The 16348-nt window shown below is 58.9% G+C and carries 16 protein-coding genes and 1 riboswitch; of the genes, 9 read left to right on the top strand and 7 right to left on the bottom strand.

The features are described from left to right. Positions 1–229 precede the first annotated feature (229 nt). A complete protein-coding gene (locus ACTJKV_RS20790) occupies positions 230–421 on the top strand; it encodes a hypothetical protein (protein ID WP_274103336.1) in 192 nt (63 codons plus the stop codon). 331 nt (positions 422–752) lie between these two features. Here ACTJKV_RS20790 and ACTJKV_RS20785 read toward each other — a convergent pair whose 3' ends face one another. Then, positions 753–989 carry an Lrp/AsnC family transcriptional regulator gene (locus tag ACTJKV_RS20785; RefSeq protein ID WP_274103337.1) on the bottom strand — a complete coding sequence of 79 codons (237 nt, stop codon included), beginning with the start codon at positions 987–989 and terminating at the stop codon, positions 753–755. 289 nt (positions 990–1278) lie between these two features. On the opposite strand from ACTJKV_RS20785, the gene ACTJKV_RS20780 reads away from it, so the two are divergent. The 5 genes from ACTJKV_RS20780 (at position 1279) to modC (ending at position 8113) form a co-directional block, all read left to right on the top strand. After that, complete coding sequence (locus ACTJKV_RS20780; RefSeq protein WP_274103338.1) at positions 1279–2571, top strand: NAD(P)/FAD-dependent oxidoreductase; 1293 nt, start codon at positions 1279–1281, stop codon at positions 2569–2571. Positions 2572–3283: 712 nt separating this feature from the next. Continuing rightward, positions 3284–4987 (top strand): retron Ec67 family RNA-directed DNA polymerase/endonuclease, encoded by a 1704-nt coding sequence (locus ACTJKV_RS20775; protein WP_274103339.1) that lies wholly within the window; start codon positions 3284–3286, stop codon positions 4985–4987. Between the two features lie 199 nt (positions 4988–5186). Continuing rightward, positions 5187–5981, top strand: a complete 795-nt coding sequence (gene modA / locus ACTJKV_RS20770; protein WP_440599384.1) for a molybdate ABC transporter substrate-binding protein — start codon at positions 5187–5189, stop codon at positions 5979–5981. A gap of 360 nt (positions 5982–6341) precedes the next feature. Continuing rightward, positions 6342–7043, top strand: coding sequence for a molybdate ABC transporter permease subunit (gene modB / locus ACTJKV_RS20765; RefSeq protein ID WP_111851114.1), 702 nt, complete (start codon positions 6342–6344; stop codon positions 7041–7043). Further along, the gene (gene modC / locus ACTJKV_RS20760; RefSeq protein ID WP_440599383.1) at positions 7040–8113 is read left to right on the top strand and encodes a molybdenum ABC transporter ATP-binding protein; all 1074 of its coding nucleotides are present in this window, start codon (positions 7040–7042) and stop codon (positions 8111–8113) included. The genes modB and modC overlap by 4 nt, the downstream gene beginning before the upstream one ends. Here modC and ACTJKV_RS20755 read toward each other — a convergent pair. The 6 genes from ACTJKV_RS20755 to thiC all read right to left on the bottom strand — a co-directional run bounded on the left by ACTJKV_RS20755 (position 8107) and on the right by thiC (position 13584). Then, positions 8107–8502 (bottom strand): winged helix-turn-helix domain-containing protein, encoded by a 396-nt coding sequence (locus ACTJKV_RS20755; protein WP_440599382.1) that lies wholly within the window; start codon positions 8500–8502, stop codon positions 8107–8109. The two genes, modC and ACTJKV_RS20755, sit on opposite strands and share 7 nt — an antisense overlap. Beyond that, positions 8499–9506, bottom strand: coding sequence for a P1 family peptidase (locus ACTJKV_RS20750; protein ID WP_440599389.1), 1008 nt, complete (start codon positions 9504–9506; stop codon positions 8499–8501). The genes ACTJKV_RS20755 and ACTJKV_RS20750 overlap by 4 nt, the downstream gene beginning before the upstream one ends. A 314-nt stretch (positions 9507–9820) precedes the next feature. After that, positions 9821–10594: a thiazole synthase gene (locus ACTJKV_RS20745; RefSeq protein ID WP_440599381.1), complete on the bottom strand. Its 774-nt coding sequence runs from the start codon at positions 10592–10594 to the stop codon at positions 9821–9823. Positions 10595–10597: 3 nt separating this feature from the next. Then, complete coding sequence (gene thiS, locus ACTJKV_RS20740; protein WP_440599380.1) at positions 10598–10795, bottom strand: sulfur carrier protein ThiS; 198 nt, start codon at positions 10793–10795, stop codon at positions 10598–10600. Continuing rightward, a complete protein-coding gene (gene thiO, locus ACTJKV_RS20735; RefSeq protein ID WP_440599379.1) occupies positions 10764–11759 on the bottom strand; it encodes a glycine oxidase ThiO in 996 nt (331 codons plus the stop codon). Before thiO ends, thiS begins: the two co-directional genes overlap by 32 nt. 1 nt (position 11760) lies before the next feature. After that, the gene (gene thiC, locus ACTJKV_RS20730; RefSeq protein WP_440599378.1) at positions 11761–13584 is read right to left on the bottom strand and encodes a phosphomethylpyrimidine synthase ThiC; all 1824 of its coding nucleotides are present in this window, start codon (positions 13582–13584) and stop codon (positions 11761–11763) included. A 106-nt stretch (positions 13585–13690) separates the two neighbouring features. After that, positions 13691–13802: riboswitch (TPP riboswitch) on the bottom strand. Between the two features lie 197 nt (positions 13803–13999). Between thiC and ACTJKV_RS20725 the strand changes: the two genes are divergently transcribed. From ACTJKV_RS20725 to ACTJKV_RS20715, 3 genes are read left to right on the top strand one after another with little or no spacing between them, the layout of a single operon-like run. Further along, entirely contained in the window at positions 14000–14251 is a 252-nt protein-coding gene (locus ACTJKV_RS20725) for an acyl carrier protein (RefSeq protein WP_062424835.1), read from the top strand. Then, positions 14251–15432, top strand: coding sequence for an acyl-CoA dehydrogenase family protein (locus tag ACTJKV_RS20720; protein WP_440599377.1), 1182 nt, complete (start codon positions 14251–14253; stop codon positions 15430–15432). The genes ACTJKV_RS20725 and ACTJKV_RS20720 overlap by 1 nt, the downstream gene beginning before the upstream one ends. A 4-nt stretch (positions 15433–15436) precedes the next feature. Beyond that, positions 15437–16348, top strand: coding sequence for an amino acid--[acyl-carrier-protein] ligase (locus tag ACTJKV_RS20715; protein WP_113273040.1), 912 nt, complete (start codon positions 15437–15439; stop codon positions 16346–16348).

Below are 16348 nucleotides of genomic sequence, written 5' to 3'. Positions count from 1 at the left end.
CTGGAGAGTGATTCTTCGGTATTCCGGGTCAACACGAGCAGAGGAGAGTGTCATGTCGAAATTTATGCGCATTGCCGCGCTCCTAGGTCATCGGATCTCGAATGCCGGGCACAAATCCACGTGTTCCCGCTGCTGTCGAATGTGGTGACTTTTTAAGTCCCCTCAAATTTTCAATTCATTCAATTCGACATTTATGCTGTGCGATCAAGCCACAGCGGGAGTATGCACCATGCAAAAGCAAGTCATCGAATTCGCAGGCGAACCGGTCGGTATCGTCGTACCGGATAACAACCGGCTGAAGTTCATTGCCGTCAAGTTCCACGTCCATGATCTGGACGAGCAGCGCTTCGACAGCGCCGAGGATGTGCGCGTTGCCATCCGCAACCTCGTGCGCAACCGCAACGTGGCAGCGCTGGTTTGAGCCCATCTTCAGCCTGTTACGAAACCACATTTGAAAAACGATAAAGGCGATGCCCGTTCAACCCGGCATCGCCTTTTGATTTTCAGCCAGTATTTTTCAATCACGACACCGAATAAGTTCTTCGGCCATTTCCTCCACCTTAAACCGCGAGACGTTCACCTCCGCGCGACGTTGCGATGAGATTCAATCCCTCCTCCCCGCCATCCTCGGGCCTGACCCGAGAATCCATGTTTTCAGGCACTTACGGGTGGGTTGATAGATCCTCGGATCAAGCCCGAGGATGACGAACGAGAGGGTGTCGCTCTCTTTTCCCCGGAAACCCCGTGTCGTCTCAAAACGCCGTAAACGTCAGCGTCGTCAGCGAGCGCACGATGCCCGGAATACTGACGATGTTATCATTGATGAATTTGCCGACATCCTGCTCCGGGCCAAGATAGATTTTCAACATGAGATCATACTCGCCGCTGGTGGAATAAAGCTCCGAAACCAGTTCGGTCTTGTAGATGGCGTCCGCGACCTCATAGGTCTTGCCGGGTGCGCATTGGAGCTGAACGAAGATGGGCTTCATGACTGGTCTTCCTCGCCAAAAGGCTGATGTAAGCGTGGCGCGGTGGGGCAAAAGCCGCCGCCTGCGCGTGTGTGACACACTATTGGCTGAGGCAGCCCGCTCTTTCAAGCCTTTGGCGTCGTACGATCCCATGGCAACGCTGCCCGCTACTATTCCCGCCCGGCATGAATTGATGACGAGATGTCGATGGTCAGCGGTGAAGCGCCGCGATAGAGTTTTCGCCAAAGGGCGCTTCTTCGCGCCCAACCGCCTGCCCGGCAACTCTGCCTCATGATTGTGGATGCCCCCGATGTATAACGATCCCCGCTCGCATGGCCTTTGGGAAAAGACCGCTCCGCCACCGCCGCAAACCAGCGCGCTGGAAGGGGATGTGACGACGGATGTGGTGATCGTTGGCGGTGGCTTCACCGGCCTTTCGGCGGCCCTTCATCTGGCGGAACGCGGCATCAAATGCATCGTGCTGGAAGGCAAGGAAATCGGCTTTGGGGGTGCTGGCCGCAATGTCGGCCTCATCAATGGCGGCATGTGGGTTATGCCGAAGGAACTGCCCAATGTGCTGGGCCCGGTCCATGGCGATCGCCTGCTGGACCTTCTGGGCAACGCGCCCTTCCTGGTGCGCGAGATCATCGAGAAACACGAGATTGCCTGTGAACTGGAAAAGAACGGCACGCTGCATTGCGCCGTCGGCGAAGCGGGGCTCACCGAAATTCGCGAGCGCTGCGACCAGTGGGCCGCGCGCGGCGCGCCGGTGCGGATCCTGAGCGCCGAGGAAACCGCAAGGCGGGTCGGCACGAACGGATACACAGGCGCGCTTCTGGATGAACGCGCCGGAACGCTCCAGCCGCTTGCCTATGTGCGCGGACTGGCCAACGCCGCACTCAAAGCTGGCGCCATCATCCATACGGCAAGCCCGGTGCACGCGACGGAAGAAAACGGCGAAGGCTGGACGGTGCGCACCGATCGCGGCTCCGTCTCGGCAAGCTGGATCATCGTGGCAACGGAAGCCTATAGCCAAGGCCCGTGGAAGATCATCCGCGAGGAGCAGGTCTACCTCCCCTATTTCAACTTCGCCACCCGCCCGCTCGGCGATAATCTCGCCAAGTCCGTCCTGCCCGGCCGCGAAGGCTGCTGGGACACCAAGGAAATCCTCTCCTCCTTCCGCATGGACAAGGCCGGCCGCCTCGTCTTCGGCAGTGTGGGCGCATTGCGCGACACAGGGGCAAGCGTCCACCGCGCCTGGGCAAAACGCTCGCTCAAACGCCTCTTCCCGCAGCTTGGCGATGTGGAGTTCGAATGCGAATGGTACGGCCAGATCGGCATGACCGACAACGCCGTCCCCCGCTTCCACCGCTTCGCCAAGAACGTCGTAGGCTTCTGCGGCTACAACGGCCGCGGCATCGCGCCGGGCACCACCTTCGGCAAAACACTGGCCGCCCATGTGGCCGGCGAGATCAGCGAAAGCGACCTGCCGCTGCCAGTGTCAGAGCCCAAGGCGCAGAGTTTTCGGGCGCTGAAGGAGGCCTATTATGAGGCCGGTGCGCAGGTGGCGCATTTTGCGGGGGAGCGGTTTGGTTCGGCGTAGCCTAACGATAGCAGTCGCGGCGCTAACCAAACTCCAGCATAGGGCAGCCACCCGCGCCGACTCCGAGAGGAAATTGCCTGTATGATCTTTCTATACAACTGCTTCGCCGAACGATGTTTCCTTAGTCGGACCGCCTCGCCAGCAACGTTTCAAAATGATGCACAGACACCCATTCAAGTGATTCATCCGTGATTAGTTTGGGTGACTGATTGTCGTGATCAATAAATAGAATTCGAAACCTAGCGCGGAAATGCCAGACACCCATTGTCCGGATCAGCGGTTTCCTGGGTCTGCACAACTACATCCAGCAGTGTCTGTTAGGTTAACTTGCCGAAAACCGCTAAATCTCCATTCCGCAAAAACCAAGTCTTCTGAAATTCATGGTTCGTTATGAGATCAGCCATTGCCGGATTCTCATCTCATAATGCAAACTTCGTTTTTTTGCCTAAGCGAAATTTCTTCGTCAGCGTATCTAACGACCCCAATTTTTGTAAATATTTGTTGAAAAAACTGTAGCGGGATCGCTTTTGAGTTGTGCCACCAATTAGAAGAATGTTTTCTGGATGCGGGCTTGCGGACAGATCTTGTTGCCAAGTTTCATGGCAGTTGAAAACATTGTCAGGCGGTTTGCCCGACGATACTTACATATGATGTGGATTGGATATGATACCCATTCGCATAAGAGTGTCCGCAAGCCTTAAGAAAATCGAATATGTCGAAACTTGAAGCGTTAAGAGCAGCAAAGTCACTTTCGGACCTAGCATACATTCTCGAGGAGAAGCCAAGCGTACTTTCGTACGTGATTTACAAGATTCCCAGCCATCTCAAGTACAAGGAGTTCGAGATTTCAAAAAAAACAGGTGGAAAAAGGGTAATTAGTGCGCCGATTGATAGACTAAAAAGAATTCAAAGAAATTTAGCTGACCTGCTTCTCGGCGTGCAAGGCGAGATAAGCAAAGACAGTGCAGTAGACAATAATTGTGTCGTTTCGCACGCGTTCAAGAGAAACCTTTCCATAATTACCAATGCACGAAATCACAGAAACAAAAGGTATGTGTTCAACGCGGATTTAAAGGATTTTTTTCCTTCTATAAATTTTGGGCGCGTATATGGTTTCTTTATAAAAAATCAACATTTTTGCCTTCACCCCAAAGTAGCGACCGTTATCGCGCAGATTGCCTGTCATAACAATTCTCTTCCGCAAGGAAGCCCTTGCTCGCCCATCATATCAGATTTTATTGGCCACATCCTTGATATGCGCCTATCGCGCATGGCAGGCCGACACAGATGTACGTACACTAGATACGCAGATGATCTGAGCTTTTCGACGAACGAACGCGTGTTTCCCAAAGCGATAGCTTATCCAGGCACGAAATCGCCCAACTCTTGGGTTCCAGGAGATGAGTTATTAAAAAATATCTTCAAGAGCGGATTTAAACTTAATAATTCTAAGACACGTCTACAGTATAAGTCGTCTAGACAGGAAGCTACGGGGCTTATTGTAAATAAATCCGTATCGGTCCCTACGGAGTACTACCATACTACGCGAGCAATGTGTCACAACCTTTTCAATCTAGGGTTTGGCTATTCAAATCTGAATGGATCGCTTGAACCGGTTTCCGATAGCGTGATCCGAGGACGATTGAACTATATTCACCATGTACGCTCTATGCAAAACAAGCTTGAAAATGGCCCGTCAATGCGGACGACGGCGCCATTCAAGCTATATCAGTCTTTCCTTAATTTCGTTTCGTTTTTTGGGATTACTAAGCCAGTCATTATTGGAGAAGGCGTCACCGATACCATTTATCTCAAGGCTGCCCTTAACCAGTTAGCCGCAGGATATCCGAATCTAATCCAAGTTTCGGGACAAGAAAAAGAGCACCAGCTAAAGTTTTTCAGATACAGCAACTCTAGCAGAGAGCTCATGGGGTTATCCGGCGGGACCGGAGAACTCAAAAACTTGCTTGGCGATTACCGAAAAAGGATCAGCGGTTTCAAGTCTGGCGGGAGGCATCCCGTGATCATTTTAGTAGACAATGATGAAGGGTCTAAAGCTTTTTTCTCAACTCTTGGCTCGATCACCAAGACCAAAGTTACCGGACTGGACCCCTTCTACTACGTTTACTCGAACCTGTACGCAGTACCCATCCCACCTACTGGAAATCCAGTGACTGCAATTGAGGGGTTGTTCGACCCTGCCCTACTAGGCTTTGTGTACGAGGGCAAAAAGCTAGATCTCACCAACAAAGAGTCAGATGGCTCAAAGTTTTATTCGAAGCATACGTTCGCAAAGGATGTTGTACGTCCGAACCAAAGCAAAATCAATTTCAACGGATTTAACGCTCTTTTAACTGCGATTGACCAAGTCTTATTAGACTACAATGCCAAATTGGTCTCAGGGATAGCTCCATAGCTGCAGTCAAACATTTTGTCCGGCATATCGATTACCCTAGTTAGCTAGACACGGCAGCTGCGCAAGTCTTGGCAACATAGCAAGTTTTCGGGCCACCAACGCAGCGAACCACGTTGGTATCGCTATATCCTTGCAAACATAACCCTCATCGATTACCACCGATATATCCAACCAGATATCTCGCTTGAGGGGCCGATCCATGACACTTCACCGCCGCATCCTTCTGAAAACCGCCGCATGGGCCGTCGCCGCCGCATGCCTTGCGGCACCCGTCCTTTCCTCCCCGGCGCTGGCCGCCGAGAAGGTCACTGTCTTTGCTGCGGCCAGCATGAAGAATGCGCTGGATGCGGCGAATGCCGAATTTGCCAAGGAGAGTGGGGATGAGGTTGTGGTGTCCTACGCGGCGAGTTCGGCGCTGGCGAAGCAGGTGGAGGCGGGTGCGCCTGCGGATGTTTTTATTTCGGCGGATCTGGCCTGGATGGATTATCTGGCGGGCAAGGGGCTGATCAAGGCGGACACGCGGAGCAATCTTCTGGGCAATCGCCTCGTGCTGGTTGCGCCTGCGGCAGTCGCGAAGCCGGTGGAGATCAAGCCGGGATTTGATCTTTCGGCTCTCGTCGACAATGGCAAGCTTGCCATGGGGGCGGTGGATTCTGTGCCAGCGGGCAAATATGGCAAGGCGGCGCTGGAGAAGCTTGGGGTCTGGTCCGCGGTTTCCGGCAAGGTGGCGGGGGCGGAAAGTGTGCGCGCAGCGTTGCTGCTGGTCTCGCGCGGGGAAGCGCCCTATGGCATCGTCTATCAGACGGATGCGGCGGCCGATCCCGGCGTGAAGATCGTCGCCACCTTTCCGGAAGATTCGCATCCGCCGATCATCTATCCCGTCGCGATGCTGAAGGATGCCAAAAGCCCGGCAGCGGCCGCCTATCTGGAATTTCTGAAATCGGCCAAGGCAGCACCCTTCTTCGAGGCCCAGGGCTTTACGGTTCTGAAGTAAGGCAAGGACGCATGGTCTGAAACGGCGCGACGGGCTGTCAGAGCCGCATCATCGCGTCGGCTCTGATCGCGTTTGCGCCGAAACGCTGCGCGGCTCTGGCTAGAAGCGTGTCGCGATCTTTCAGATTCGCTGCCTAGGCTCCAGGCCTTTGTTTTGTCGCATGTCGTGATCGCAAAGCCGCTGCACCGTTTTGCGTGGACCATGCTTCAGAACGGGCATCGGAACAAATCCTTAAAGCAAATCGCGCAAACTTGCTCAGCGGTTTGCAAGAACGATAGGCGGTCAGATCGGAAGCGCCGGTCTCGCGAAAGTGGGGAAGCGGCGTTGCGCGCCCGGGCGCTTAAGAACAGGAATGGCAGTTTGGACTGGTTATCGCTAAGTGCGGAAGAATGGACGGCGATACGGTTGAGCCTGTGGGTCTCGACCGTTGCCATGCTGGCAAGCCTCCCCTTCGGCATTGTGATTGCGTTGGCGCTGGCGCGCGGGCGGTTCTTCGGCAAGTCGCTGCTGAACGGCATCGTGCATCTGCCGCTGATCCTGCCGCCGGTCGTCACCGGCTTTCTGCTGCTGATCCTCTTTGGCCGCAAGGGCGTGATCGGCGCGTTTCTCGATCAGCATTTCGGCATCGTCTTTTCCTTCCGTTGGACGGGTGCCGCCCTTGCCTGCGCCATCATGGCCTTTCCGCTGATGGTGCGCTCCATTCGCCTGTCGATCGAGGCGGTGGATCGCAAGCTGGAGGAAGCGGCGGGAACGCTGGGCGCAAGCCCGCTCTGGGTGTTCCTGACGGTGACGCTGCCGCTCACCCTTCCCGGCATCATTGCCGGCATGATCCTCGCCTTTGCCAAGGCGATGGGCGAGTTCGGCGCGACCATCACCTTCGTCTCCAACATTCCCGGCGAAACGCAAACGCTCTCAGCCGCGATCTATAGCCTCACACAGGTGCCGGGCGGAGATGCGGGCGCCATGCGCCTGACGCTGGTGGCGATCGTCATTTCCATGGTGGCGCTGCTGGCGTCGGAATTTCTGGCGCGCATGGTCAGCAGAAGGGTGGCCGGGCAATGACGCTCTCCTTCTCCGCCCGCCACAGGCTGGGCAGCTTCACGCTGGATGCGAGCTTCACCGCAGACAAGGGCGTGACCGCGCTTTTCGGCCGCTCCGGCTCCGGCAAGACCTCGGTGATGCGCATCATTGCCGGGCTGACGAAGCCGGATGAAGGGCGGATCGAGCTTGATGGCACGGTGCTGGCCGATCGGCAAAAACGCATCTTCACGCCCGCGCATAAAAGGCGCTTCGGCTATGTGTTTCAGGAAGCGCGGCTTTTTCCACATTTAAGCGTGGAGCAGAACCTGCATTATGGCCGCTGGTTTTCTGGTGCCAGTGCGGATGCGGCCGCCACGTCCCATGTGATCGAGATGCTCGGCATCGGCGCGCTGTTGCAGCGGCGGCCGGAAAAGCTCTCCGGTGGCGAAAAGCAGCGGGTGGCGATTGGCAGGGCTCTGCTCTCCTCTCCCTGCCTGCTGTTGATGGACGAGCCGTTGGCCGCACTCGATGAGGCGCGGAAGGCCGAGATCATCCCCTATCTGGAGCGGCTGCGCGACGAGACGACCATCCCGATCCTTTATGTCAGCCACTCGGTCAGCGAAGTCTCGCGCCTGGCAGACCAGGTGGTGGTGATGAAGGATGGCCGGATCGACGCCGCTGGCCCGGCCTCGGACATTCTCTCCCAGCCCGCCTTCAGCACCTATCTGGAGCGGCGCGAAGCAGGCAGCATTCTCTCCGGCACGGTGGAGGCCTTCGATGCCGCCCATCGGCTCGCCACCGTTCGGCTGGGTCAAACCGCACTTCAGGTGCCCGCGCAAAGCGCAGAGCCCGGCAGGGCGGTGCGCGTGCACATTCCGGCGCGAGACGTGATGCTGGCAACGGTGCGACCGGAGGGTTTGAGCGCGCTCAACATTCTCGAAGGCCACGTGACAAGCATTGCGCTGGCCGATGGCATGGCGCTGGTGCAGGTGGCCTGCCACGGCACGCTCATCCAGTCGCGGGTCACAAGCCTTTCCATCGAGCGGCTGTCGCTCAAAGCCGGAAGCCCGGTCTTCGCCATCGTCAAATCGGCGGCACTTGATCCCTATTGAGAGGGCGCATCCTGAGCCGTGCGATCGTCGGCTGCCCGGTTGGCTTCCAGCCAGTCGAGATCGGCCTGCAGCGTCTCGCGCAGACGCGCTTCTATGCCGCGAAAGCGCGCCAGCAACTCTTCGCCAAAAGGCGTCAGCCCCGCACCGCCACCCTGCTTGCCGCCGCGCTGCGATTCGATCACCGGCTCTTTGAACATGTGGTTCAGCGCATCCACCAGCAGCCAGGCACGGCGATAGGACATGTCCATGGCGCGTCCGGCCGCGGAGATGGAGCCGGTGGCGGCGATATGCTCCATCAGCTCGATCTTGCCGCGACCAAGCCGCTCGCCCGGCGGAAAATCCACCCGCAGCACGGGTTTGAGAGGCGGGCGCGATGGCGTGTCGCTCATGGCTGCGCGGCTCCGAAGCGATCCCGCCAGGAGGGTTGCGCGCCCTCATGCGGAAGCGCGGTCGCCTCGAACACACCGCGGGCAATGGCACGCGCCATGACAAGCGTGGCGAGATGGCAGAGTTCGGCAAAATCCGTTGGTTGGGCGAGCGCTTTTTTACCCGTCGCTGCGGCAAACATCGTGTCGCCATCGCTGGAAAGATGCGAAGGCAGCACGGCGCGCGCCAGCCCATCATGCGCCAGGATCGAAAGCCTGTGCGCCTGCGCCTTGGTCAGCACCGCATCTGTGACCACCGCGCCAATAGTTGTGGCCGTCAGCGTCACGCCCTTGATGCGCAGCGCCGTATCGGCCTCAGTGAACTGTGTTGGCAGGCCAAGCCCGCCAAATTCGCCGTCGCGCTCGAAAGGGGCGGACCAGAAGTTTTGCGTGGTGCCAACCGTTGCCGAGCCCAGGGCATTGACCGCGACGATCGCGGCAATTGTGATGCCGGTAGAGGTCTTGGCACTGGCAGAGCCCAGCCCGCCTTTCACGGTCGCGGTCGTGGCACCCGTGCCAGCACCCACGGTGCCGAGCGCAAAGGGCTCACGCGAAGCACCCTTGAACGCCTCATACCCCATATCGCGATAGGGCGAATGCAGACCCCAATCCTTGTTGCCGCCATTCAAGAGATCCATCAGGATCGCCTGCGGCACGATCGGCACGCGGGTATTGCCCACGGGAAAACCGCGCCCGGCCTGGCGCAACCCCGCCTGCACCCCGCCTGCCGCATCCAGCCCAAAGGCCGATCCACCGGACAGCACGAAGGCATCCACCGCCTCCACCGTCATCGATGGATCGAGAAGGGCCGTATCGCGCCCACCCGGCGCGCCACCCAGAACAGAGCCGGAGGCAATAGCCGGCTCATCGAAGACGATAGCCGTCACGCCGGAGCCAAGCGCCAGATCGGTGGCATGGCCCACCGCAACACCGTCAATATCGATCAGCAGATTATGCAAGGGCGGCATTCCTTCTGTTGTCATGCCGGTATCCCGCTGTGGGGAGGTGTTGTCAATGTTGGCTTAGAGTGTCGTGGGGCGAAGTGAGCTCCGCGCCGTGCCGCACCCCCCTCTGTCCTGCCGGACATCTCCCCCTCAAGGGGGGAGATCGAACTGTTGCACCGTCTCGCCCCAAACTCCGGTGGGATAGGACATGCGAAGGGCGCCGCTTGCCGATCTCCCCCCTTGAGGGGGAGATGTCCGGCAGGACAGAGGGGGGTGCGGCAGATCCAAACCAGAACTTTAAACCGGACAGCAGTGGATCAAGTTCGGGAGGACCAGCCTCACGAAAACACCGCCGTCCCAATTACCGGCGTCGACGGCACCGCCATGTCGCGCGGCTCCAGCATGCCGGAAAGATAGGCCTCACGCCCTGCCGTCACGGCCTTGGCAAAAGCCCCAGCCATGATCACCGGATTGCCGGCACCGGCGACGGCCGTGTTGAGCAGCACGGCGTCATAGCCAAGCTCTATCACCGTTGCCGCATGCGACGGACGGCCAAGGCCGGCGTCGACGATCATCGGCACATCGGGGAAATGCGCCCGCATGGATTTGAGTGCCACGAGGTTCAGCGGTCCCATGGCGCTGCCGATCGGTGCGCACCAGGGCATCAGCACCTTGCAGCCCGCATCGATCAGTCTTTCCGCCACCACCAGATCGTCGGTCGTATAGGGAAACACTTCAAACCCGTCGTCTGAGAGGATGCGGGCCGCGTCCACCAGCGCGAAGACATCCGGCTGGAGTGTGTCGTGATGGCCGATCACCTCCAGCTTGATCCAGTTGGTCTTGAACACCTCGCGCGCCATCTTTGCCGTCAGCACCGCTTCCTTGGCGGTATGGCAGCCCGCCGTATTGGGCAGGATGAGGCGGTCGAGTTCGCGGATCAGCTCGAAGAACTGCCCGCCCTTTTTGCCGCCTGCCGTTTCACGCCGGAGCGAAATGGTCAGGATATCGGTCCTGCTGGCGCGAACCGCATCCGCCAGAACGGCGGGCGACGGATAGCGCGCAGTACCCAGCAACAGCCGTGAGCTGACATCGCGATCATACAATCGAAACATGGTTTATCCTCCCTGCATCGGGGAAAGGATTTCGATCCGGTCGGAATCCTTTAAGTGAAATTGCGGGCGATCCTCAGCGTGGATGAGATCGCCATTGACCGCCGTCGCCAGCCAGTCGCCCTCGAAATCGAGCGCGAAAAGAAGTTCTGAGAGCGTGGCGGCGGAAAGATCATGCACTTCGCCGTTGACGTGGATTCGCATGGGACACCTCCTTTTGTTCGATGAAATCGGCAGCCTGGCGCGCCATGGCAGGCGAGAGCAGGAAGCCGTGCCGGTGCGCACCATTGATGAAGAGCGTCTTGCCCTCTTTCACAATGCGCGGAAGATTGTCGGGAAAGGCAGGCCGGATGCCGGTACCGCTTTCGATGATCTGCGCTTCTCCGAAGGATGGATGCAGCGCATAAGCGGCGTTCAAGAACTCCATCATCGAGCGGGCGGAAATCGGCCCCGCCTCCTCCGTCTCGATCATCGTCGCGCCCAGCATGAAGCGCCCCGGCTCGCGCGGGACGATGTAGAGCGGGATGCGCGGATGCAGGAACCGCACCGGGCGCGACAGCGAAACCTCGTCTGTTGCGAGATAAAGCATTTCGCCGCGCACGCCCCGAAGCCCTGAGAGCGAGCCAACTCTCGTATGGCCGGTGCAATCGACGATGCGATCGAAGCCGCCTTCGTTGATGGCCTCGCCGCCCAGATGAAAGACCACGCCATTTTCCACCAGGCGCCGATGCAGCGCCGTCATCGCCAGCCGCGGATCGAGATGACCTTCGCCCTCGAAGAACAGCCCATGGCGGAACCGTCCGGCAAGGTCCGGTTCGAGGGCCGCGATCTCGTCTTCATTCACCAGGCGGTAGCCGCTGGTGCGCGAGGCAAAGCGCGAGAGTTCTTCCCTGTCCCGCGCTGGCGCCACCACCAGCGTGCCGTTACGCGAGACGAGGCAGGGTGTGGCCTCCTCCCACCAGTCGAGCGCCGATTGTCCGAGGTCGAGCACCGCCTGTTCGGCGCTCTCCCTTTCGCACCAGGGCGCCAGCATGCCGCCGGCAAACCAGGATGCGCCGCGACCGATCCGAGGCGCAGTGTCGAACACCGTCACCGCAGATCTGCGCCGCGTCAGCTCAAGGGCAGCCGTCAGACCGGCAACGCCTGCCCCTTTGATGAGAATGCGCATCTCATTCACCGGCCACGGGCTTTTCCAGCGGCATATAGAGATCGCCGCCCTGGCGGAATTTCTCCGCCATCGCCTCCAGCCCCTCTTTCTGGGCTTCCGCACGGATATCGTGGGAAATGCGCATGGAGCAGAATTTCGGCCCGCACATGGAGCAGAAATGCGCGACCTTGTGCGCTTCCTTCGGCAGCGTCTCGTCGTGATAGGAACGCGCCGTTTCCGGATCGAGCGACAGGTTGAACTGATCCTCCCAGCGGAATTCGAAGCGAGCGCGCGACAGCGCATCGTCGCGCAACTGCGCTGCCGGATGTCCCTTGGCGAGATCGGCGGCATGCGCCGCGATCTTGTAGGTGATGACGCCCACCTTCACGTCGTTGCGATCCGGCAGGCCAAGATGCTCCTTCGGCGTGACATAGCAGAGCATCGCCGTACCGAACCAGCCGATCATCGCCGCACCGATGCCGGACGTGATGTGGTCGTAACCGGGTGCGATGTCTGTGGTCAGCGGTCCAAGCGTGTAGAAGGGCGCCTCGCCGCAGGTCTTCAACTGCTTGTCCATGTTTTCCTTGATCTTGTGCATCGGCACATGGCCGGGGCCTTCGATCATCACCTGGCAATCCTTGGCCCAGGCGATCTGCGTCAACTCGCCCAGCGTCTCCAGCTCGGCAAACTGCGCGGCATCATTGGCGTCGGCAATCGAGCCCGGGCGCAGGCCATCCCCCAGCGAAAACGACACGTCGTAAGCCCGACAAATGTCGCAGATCTCGTCGAAATGCTCGTAGAGGAAACTTTCCTTGTGGTGATGCAGACACCACTTGGCCATGATCGACCCGCCGCGCGAGACGATGCCGGTGACGCGATTGACGGTCAGCGGAATGTAATGCAGGCGCACGCCCGCATGGATGGTGAAGTAATCCACGCCCTGCTCGGCCTGCTCGATCAGCGTATCGCGAAACACCTCCCAGGTCAGATCCTCGGCAATGCCGTTGACCTTCTCCAGCGCCTGATAGAGCGGCACCGTGCCGATCGGCACCGGCGAGTTGCGGATGATCCATTCGCGGATATTGTGAATATTGCGCCCGGTGGAGAGATCCATCACCGTATCGGCACCCCAGCGCGTGGCCCAGACCATCTTCTCCACCTCTTCCGCCATGGAAGAGGTGACGGCGGAATTGCCGATATTGGCGTTGATCTTCACCAGAAAATTCCGCCCGATGATCATCGGCTCGGCTTCCGGGTGGTTGATGTTGGAGGGGATGATGGCGCGACCGGAAGCCACTTCCTGGCGAACGAATTCCGGCGTGACGTGATCTGGAATATGCGCGCCGAAGCTTTCGCCATCGCGCACAAGCTTGTCCTGCGCCGCCTCGCGTCCGAGGTTTTCGCGGATGGCGATATATTCCATCTCCGGTGTGATGATGCCTGCCCGCGCATAGGCCAGCTGGGTGACGGCCTTGCCATCCTTGGCCCGCAGCGGTTGGTTGCGCACGGGAAATTCCGGCGTCAGTCGCTCGCCGGTGGCAAAGCCATTGTCTTCCGGCTTCACATGCCGGCCCTCATAGGCTTCGACATCGCCACGCGCCAGAACCCATTCCTGGCGATGACGCGGCAGACCGGCATCGATGTTCACAAGATGCGTCGGATCGGTATAGGGACCGGAGGCATCATAGACGGTCACCGGCGGCTCGCCGGCGGTGGGATGGACCGCAATTTCGCGCATCGGCACGCGGATATGCGGGTGAAGGACGCCCGGCTTGTGCACCTTGGTGGAGGCAGGCAACGGACCTGTGGTAACGGTTGGGGTAAGATTTTTAGCGGCAATGTTCATCGTGAGGCTCCAAAGCAAAACAGTGGAGACCCAGTTCGAGCATGAAGACGAAAAGCGCGGGATAGGAATGATGACGGTTCCCCGGCGTGAAGCCGGTTCTGCCATAAAGCCCGCGTTTGCACCGTCCCTACGCCAGTATGAACTGGATCAGGTTCAACGGGTCACTGCGCGCTCTAGCAGTATCTCAGCCCCTTGCCGGGACCCCCCTGGTGAATGCCGCAATCAAAAACCTCATGGCGCCGAATGTCAAGCTGGCAGCTGGTTGCGCCAAAAGAGGGCGTGCGGAAACCACAATTGCGTTGGGCGCCAAGCAATGTCACCGGAAATTAACCGCACCACTTATGACAATGTTATGTTTTTAAATGTAACTCAGAAGTTACGCGATAATGGCTCCAGTTAAAGGGAGATACTTGAGATGAATTCTACTATCCGTGACGTGCTGGCAAAATTCGGTCAGCTTCCCGTTTCCGTCGACACGCTTGCCGACGATGCCGATCTTTATGCAGCGGGCCTGTCCTCCTTCGCCTCCGTGCAGCTGATGCTGGGCCTGGAAGAAGCCTTCGACATCGAGTTTCCCGACAGCATGCTGAACCGCAAATCCTTTGCCAGCATCGCCGCCATCGAAACCACGGTCAAAGCCATTCTCGACGGGAAAGAGGCTGCCTGATGAACCTCGCCGTCGCGCCTCACCGTGAAGCACTGAGCGCCCGGGCGGCGCGGGTGGCGGCGATTGCCGCAAAACATGCCGATGCGGTGGATACCGAAGGCCGCTTCCCGAAAGAGGCCGTCGCCGCGCTCCGTGAGGAAAAGCTACTCGGCATCCAGGTTCCGGTTCACATGGGCGGCGAAGGCGCCACCATGCTGGAGCTTGCCGATATCTGCTCCATTCTGGGCCAGGCCTGTTCGGCCACCGCAATGATCTACGCCATGCACCACATCAAGGCCTCGAGCCTGGTGGAGCACGGCGAAGAAAGCCAATGGCACAGCGCCTTTATGCGCCGCCTGGCAAATGAACAATTGCTGCTGGCCTCCGCCACCACCGAAGGCGGCATTGGCGGCAATCTTCGCAATTCCATCTGCGCCATCGAAGTGGATGGTGACATCTGCCGCCTGGAAAAGGACGCGACCGTCATTTCCTACGGCAGCGAAGCCGACGCCATTCTCATCACCTCGCGCAGCAACAAGGATGCCGCTCCCTCCGATCAGGTGATGACGGTGTTTTTGAAAGACCAGTCCAGCCTTGAGCGCACCCATGTCTGGGATACGCTCGGCATGCGCGGCACCTGCTCCGATGGTTTCCTGTTCAAGGGCGAGGCTCCGGCCGAACAGATTTTCCCCAAGCCCTTTGCCGAGATTGCAGCGCAATCCATGCTTGCCACCTCGCATCTTCTGTGGAGCGGCGTGTGGTACGGCATCGCATCCGACGCAGTGGCACGGGCGCAAAGCTTCGTGCGCGCCGCCGCCCGCAAATCGCCAGGGTCCGCACCGCCCGGCGCACTGCGACTGGCCGAAGTGTCGACCAAGCTGCAGATCGTCAAATCCAACGTGATTGCCGGCATCAAGGCCTATGACGAGACGAGAGCCGACCCGGACAAGCTGATGTCGATGGGCTTTGCCATTGCCATGAACAACGTCAAGATCTGCTCGTCCGAGACCATTCTCGAAATCATCGACCATGCCATGCTGATCTGCGGCATCATGGGCTACAAGAACGGCACGCCCTATAGCCTTGGCCGCCATCTGCGTGACGCGCATTCCGCCCGGCTGATGATTTCCAACGATCGAATCCTGAGCAATTCCGCCAATCTCCTGCTGGTTCAAAAGCAGGATACGAGCCTTCTGAGGTAGGACCATGGACGCACAAACATCTTTCCTCGACAGGCTCTTCGACAAGGGTCTGCTCATCGATACTGGCGTCGACGGGCTCTATGGCCGAAGCGGTCAGTTCGAAGACGTGATCACCGGTCTCGAAACCCTGGTCAGCAAAGTGGGTGCCGGCGACAAGGCCGAAGCGATCCGCTTTCCGCCCGGCATCAACCGCGCCTATTTCGAAAAAAGCGGCTACATGAAGAGCTTCCCGCAGCTTGCCGGTACCGTCCATTCCTTCTGCGGCTGCGAACTCGACCACGTCAACCTGTTGAAGACAATGGATGAGGGCGGGGACGACTGGGCGAAAGACCAGAAGATCACCAATATCGTGCTCACACCGGCCGCCTGCTATCCGCTCTATCCGACCATTGCCAAGCGCGGCAATCTGCCCGATGGCGGCGGTCTCTACGACATCCAGTCCTACTGCTTCCGCCATGAGCCTTCCAAGGACCCGGCGCGCCAGCAGCTCTTCCGCATGCGCGAATATGTGCGCATGGGCACCGAAAGCGACGTCACCGATTTCCGCCAGCTGTGGATGGATCGCGGCGTGGCAATGATGGAAGGCATCGGCCTCGACGTGAAGCTCGATATCGCCAACGATCCCTTCTTCGGACGCGCAGGCAGGATGCTGGCCAATAACCAGCGCGACCAGAACCTGAAGTTCGAACTGCTGATCCCGGTCACGTCGACGGCCAACCTGACCGCCTGCATGAGCTTCAACTACCACCAGGATGCCTTCGGCGCGAAGTGGGGCTTGAACCTTGCGGACGGCTCTGTCGCCCACACCGCCTGCGTCGGTTTCGGCCTGGAGCGACTGGCGCTCGCACTCCTTGCCAAACATGGTCTGGATGTCGATCAATGGCCGCAGTCGGTTCGCGATACGCTGTGGAACTGA

Source organism: Agrobacterium sp. 22117, from assembly GCF_052045735.1.
Classification (GTDB): Bacteria; Pseudomonadota; Alphaproteobacteria; order Rhizobiales; family Rhizobiaceae; genus Agrobacterium; species Agrobacterium cavarae.
The sequence above is the reverse complement of the archived record's forward strand: the minus strand, read 5'-3'. Positions and strand labels throughout refer to the sequence as shown.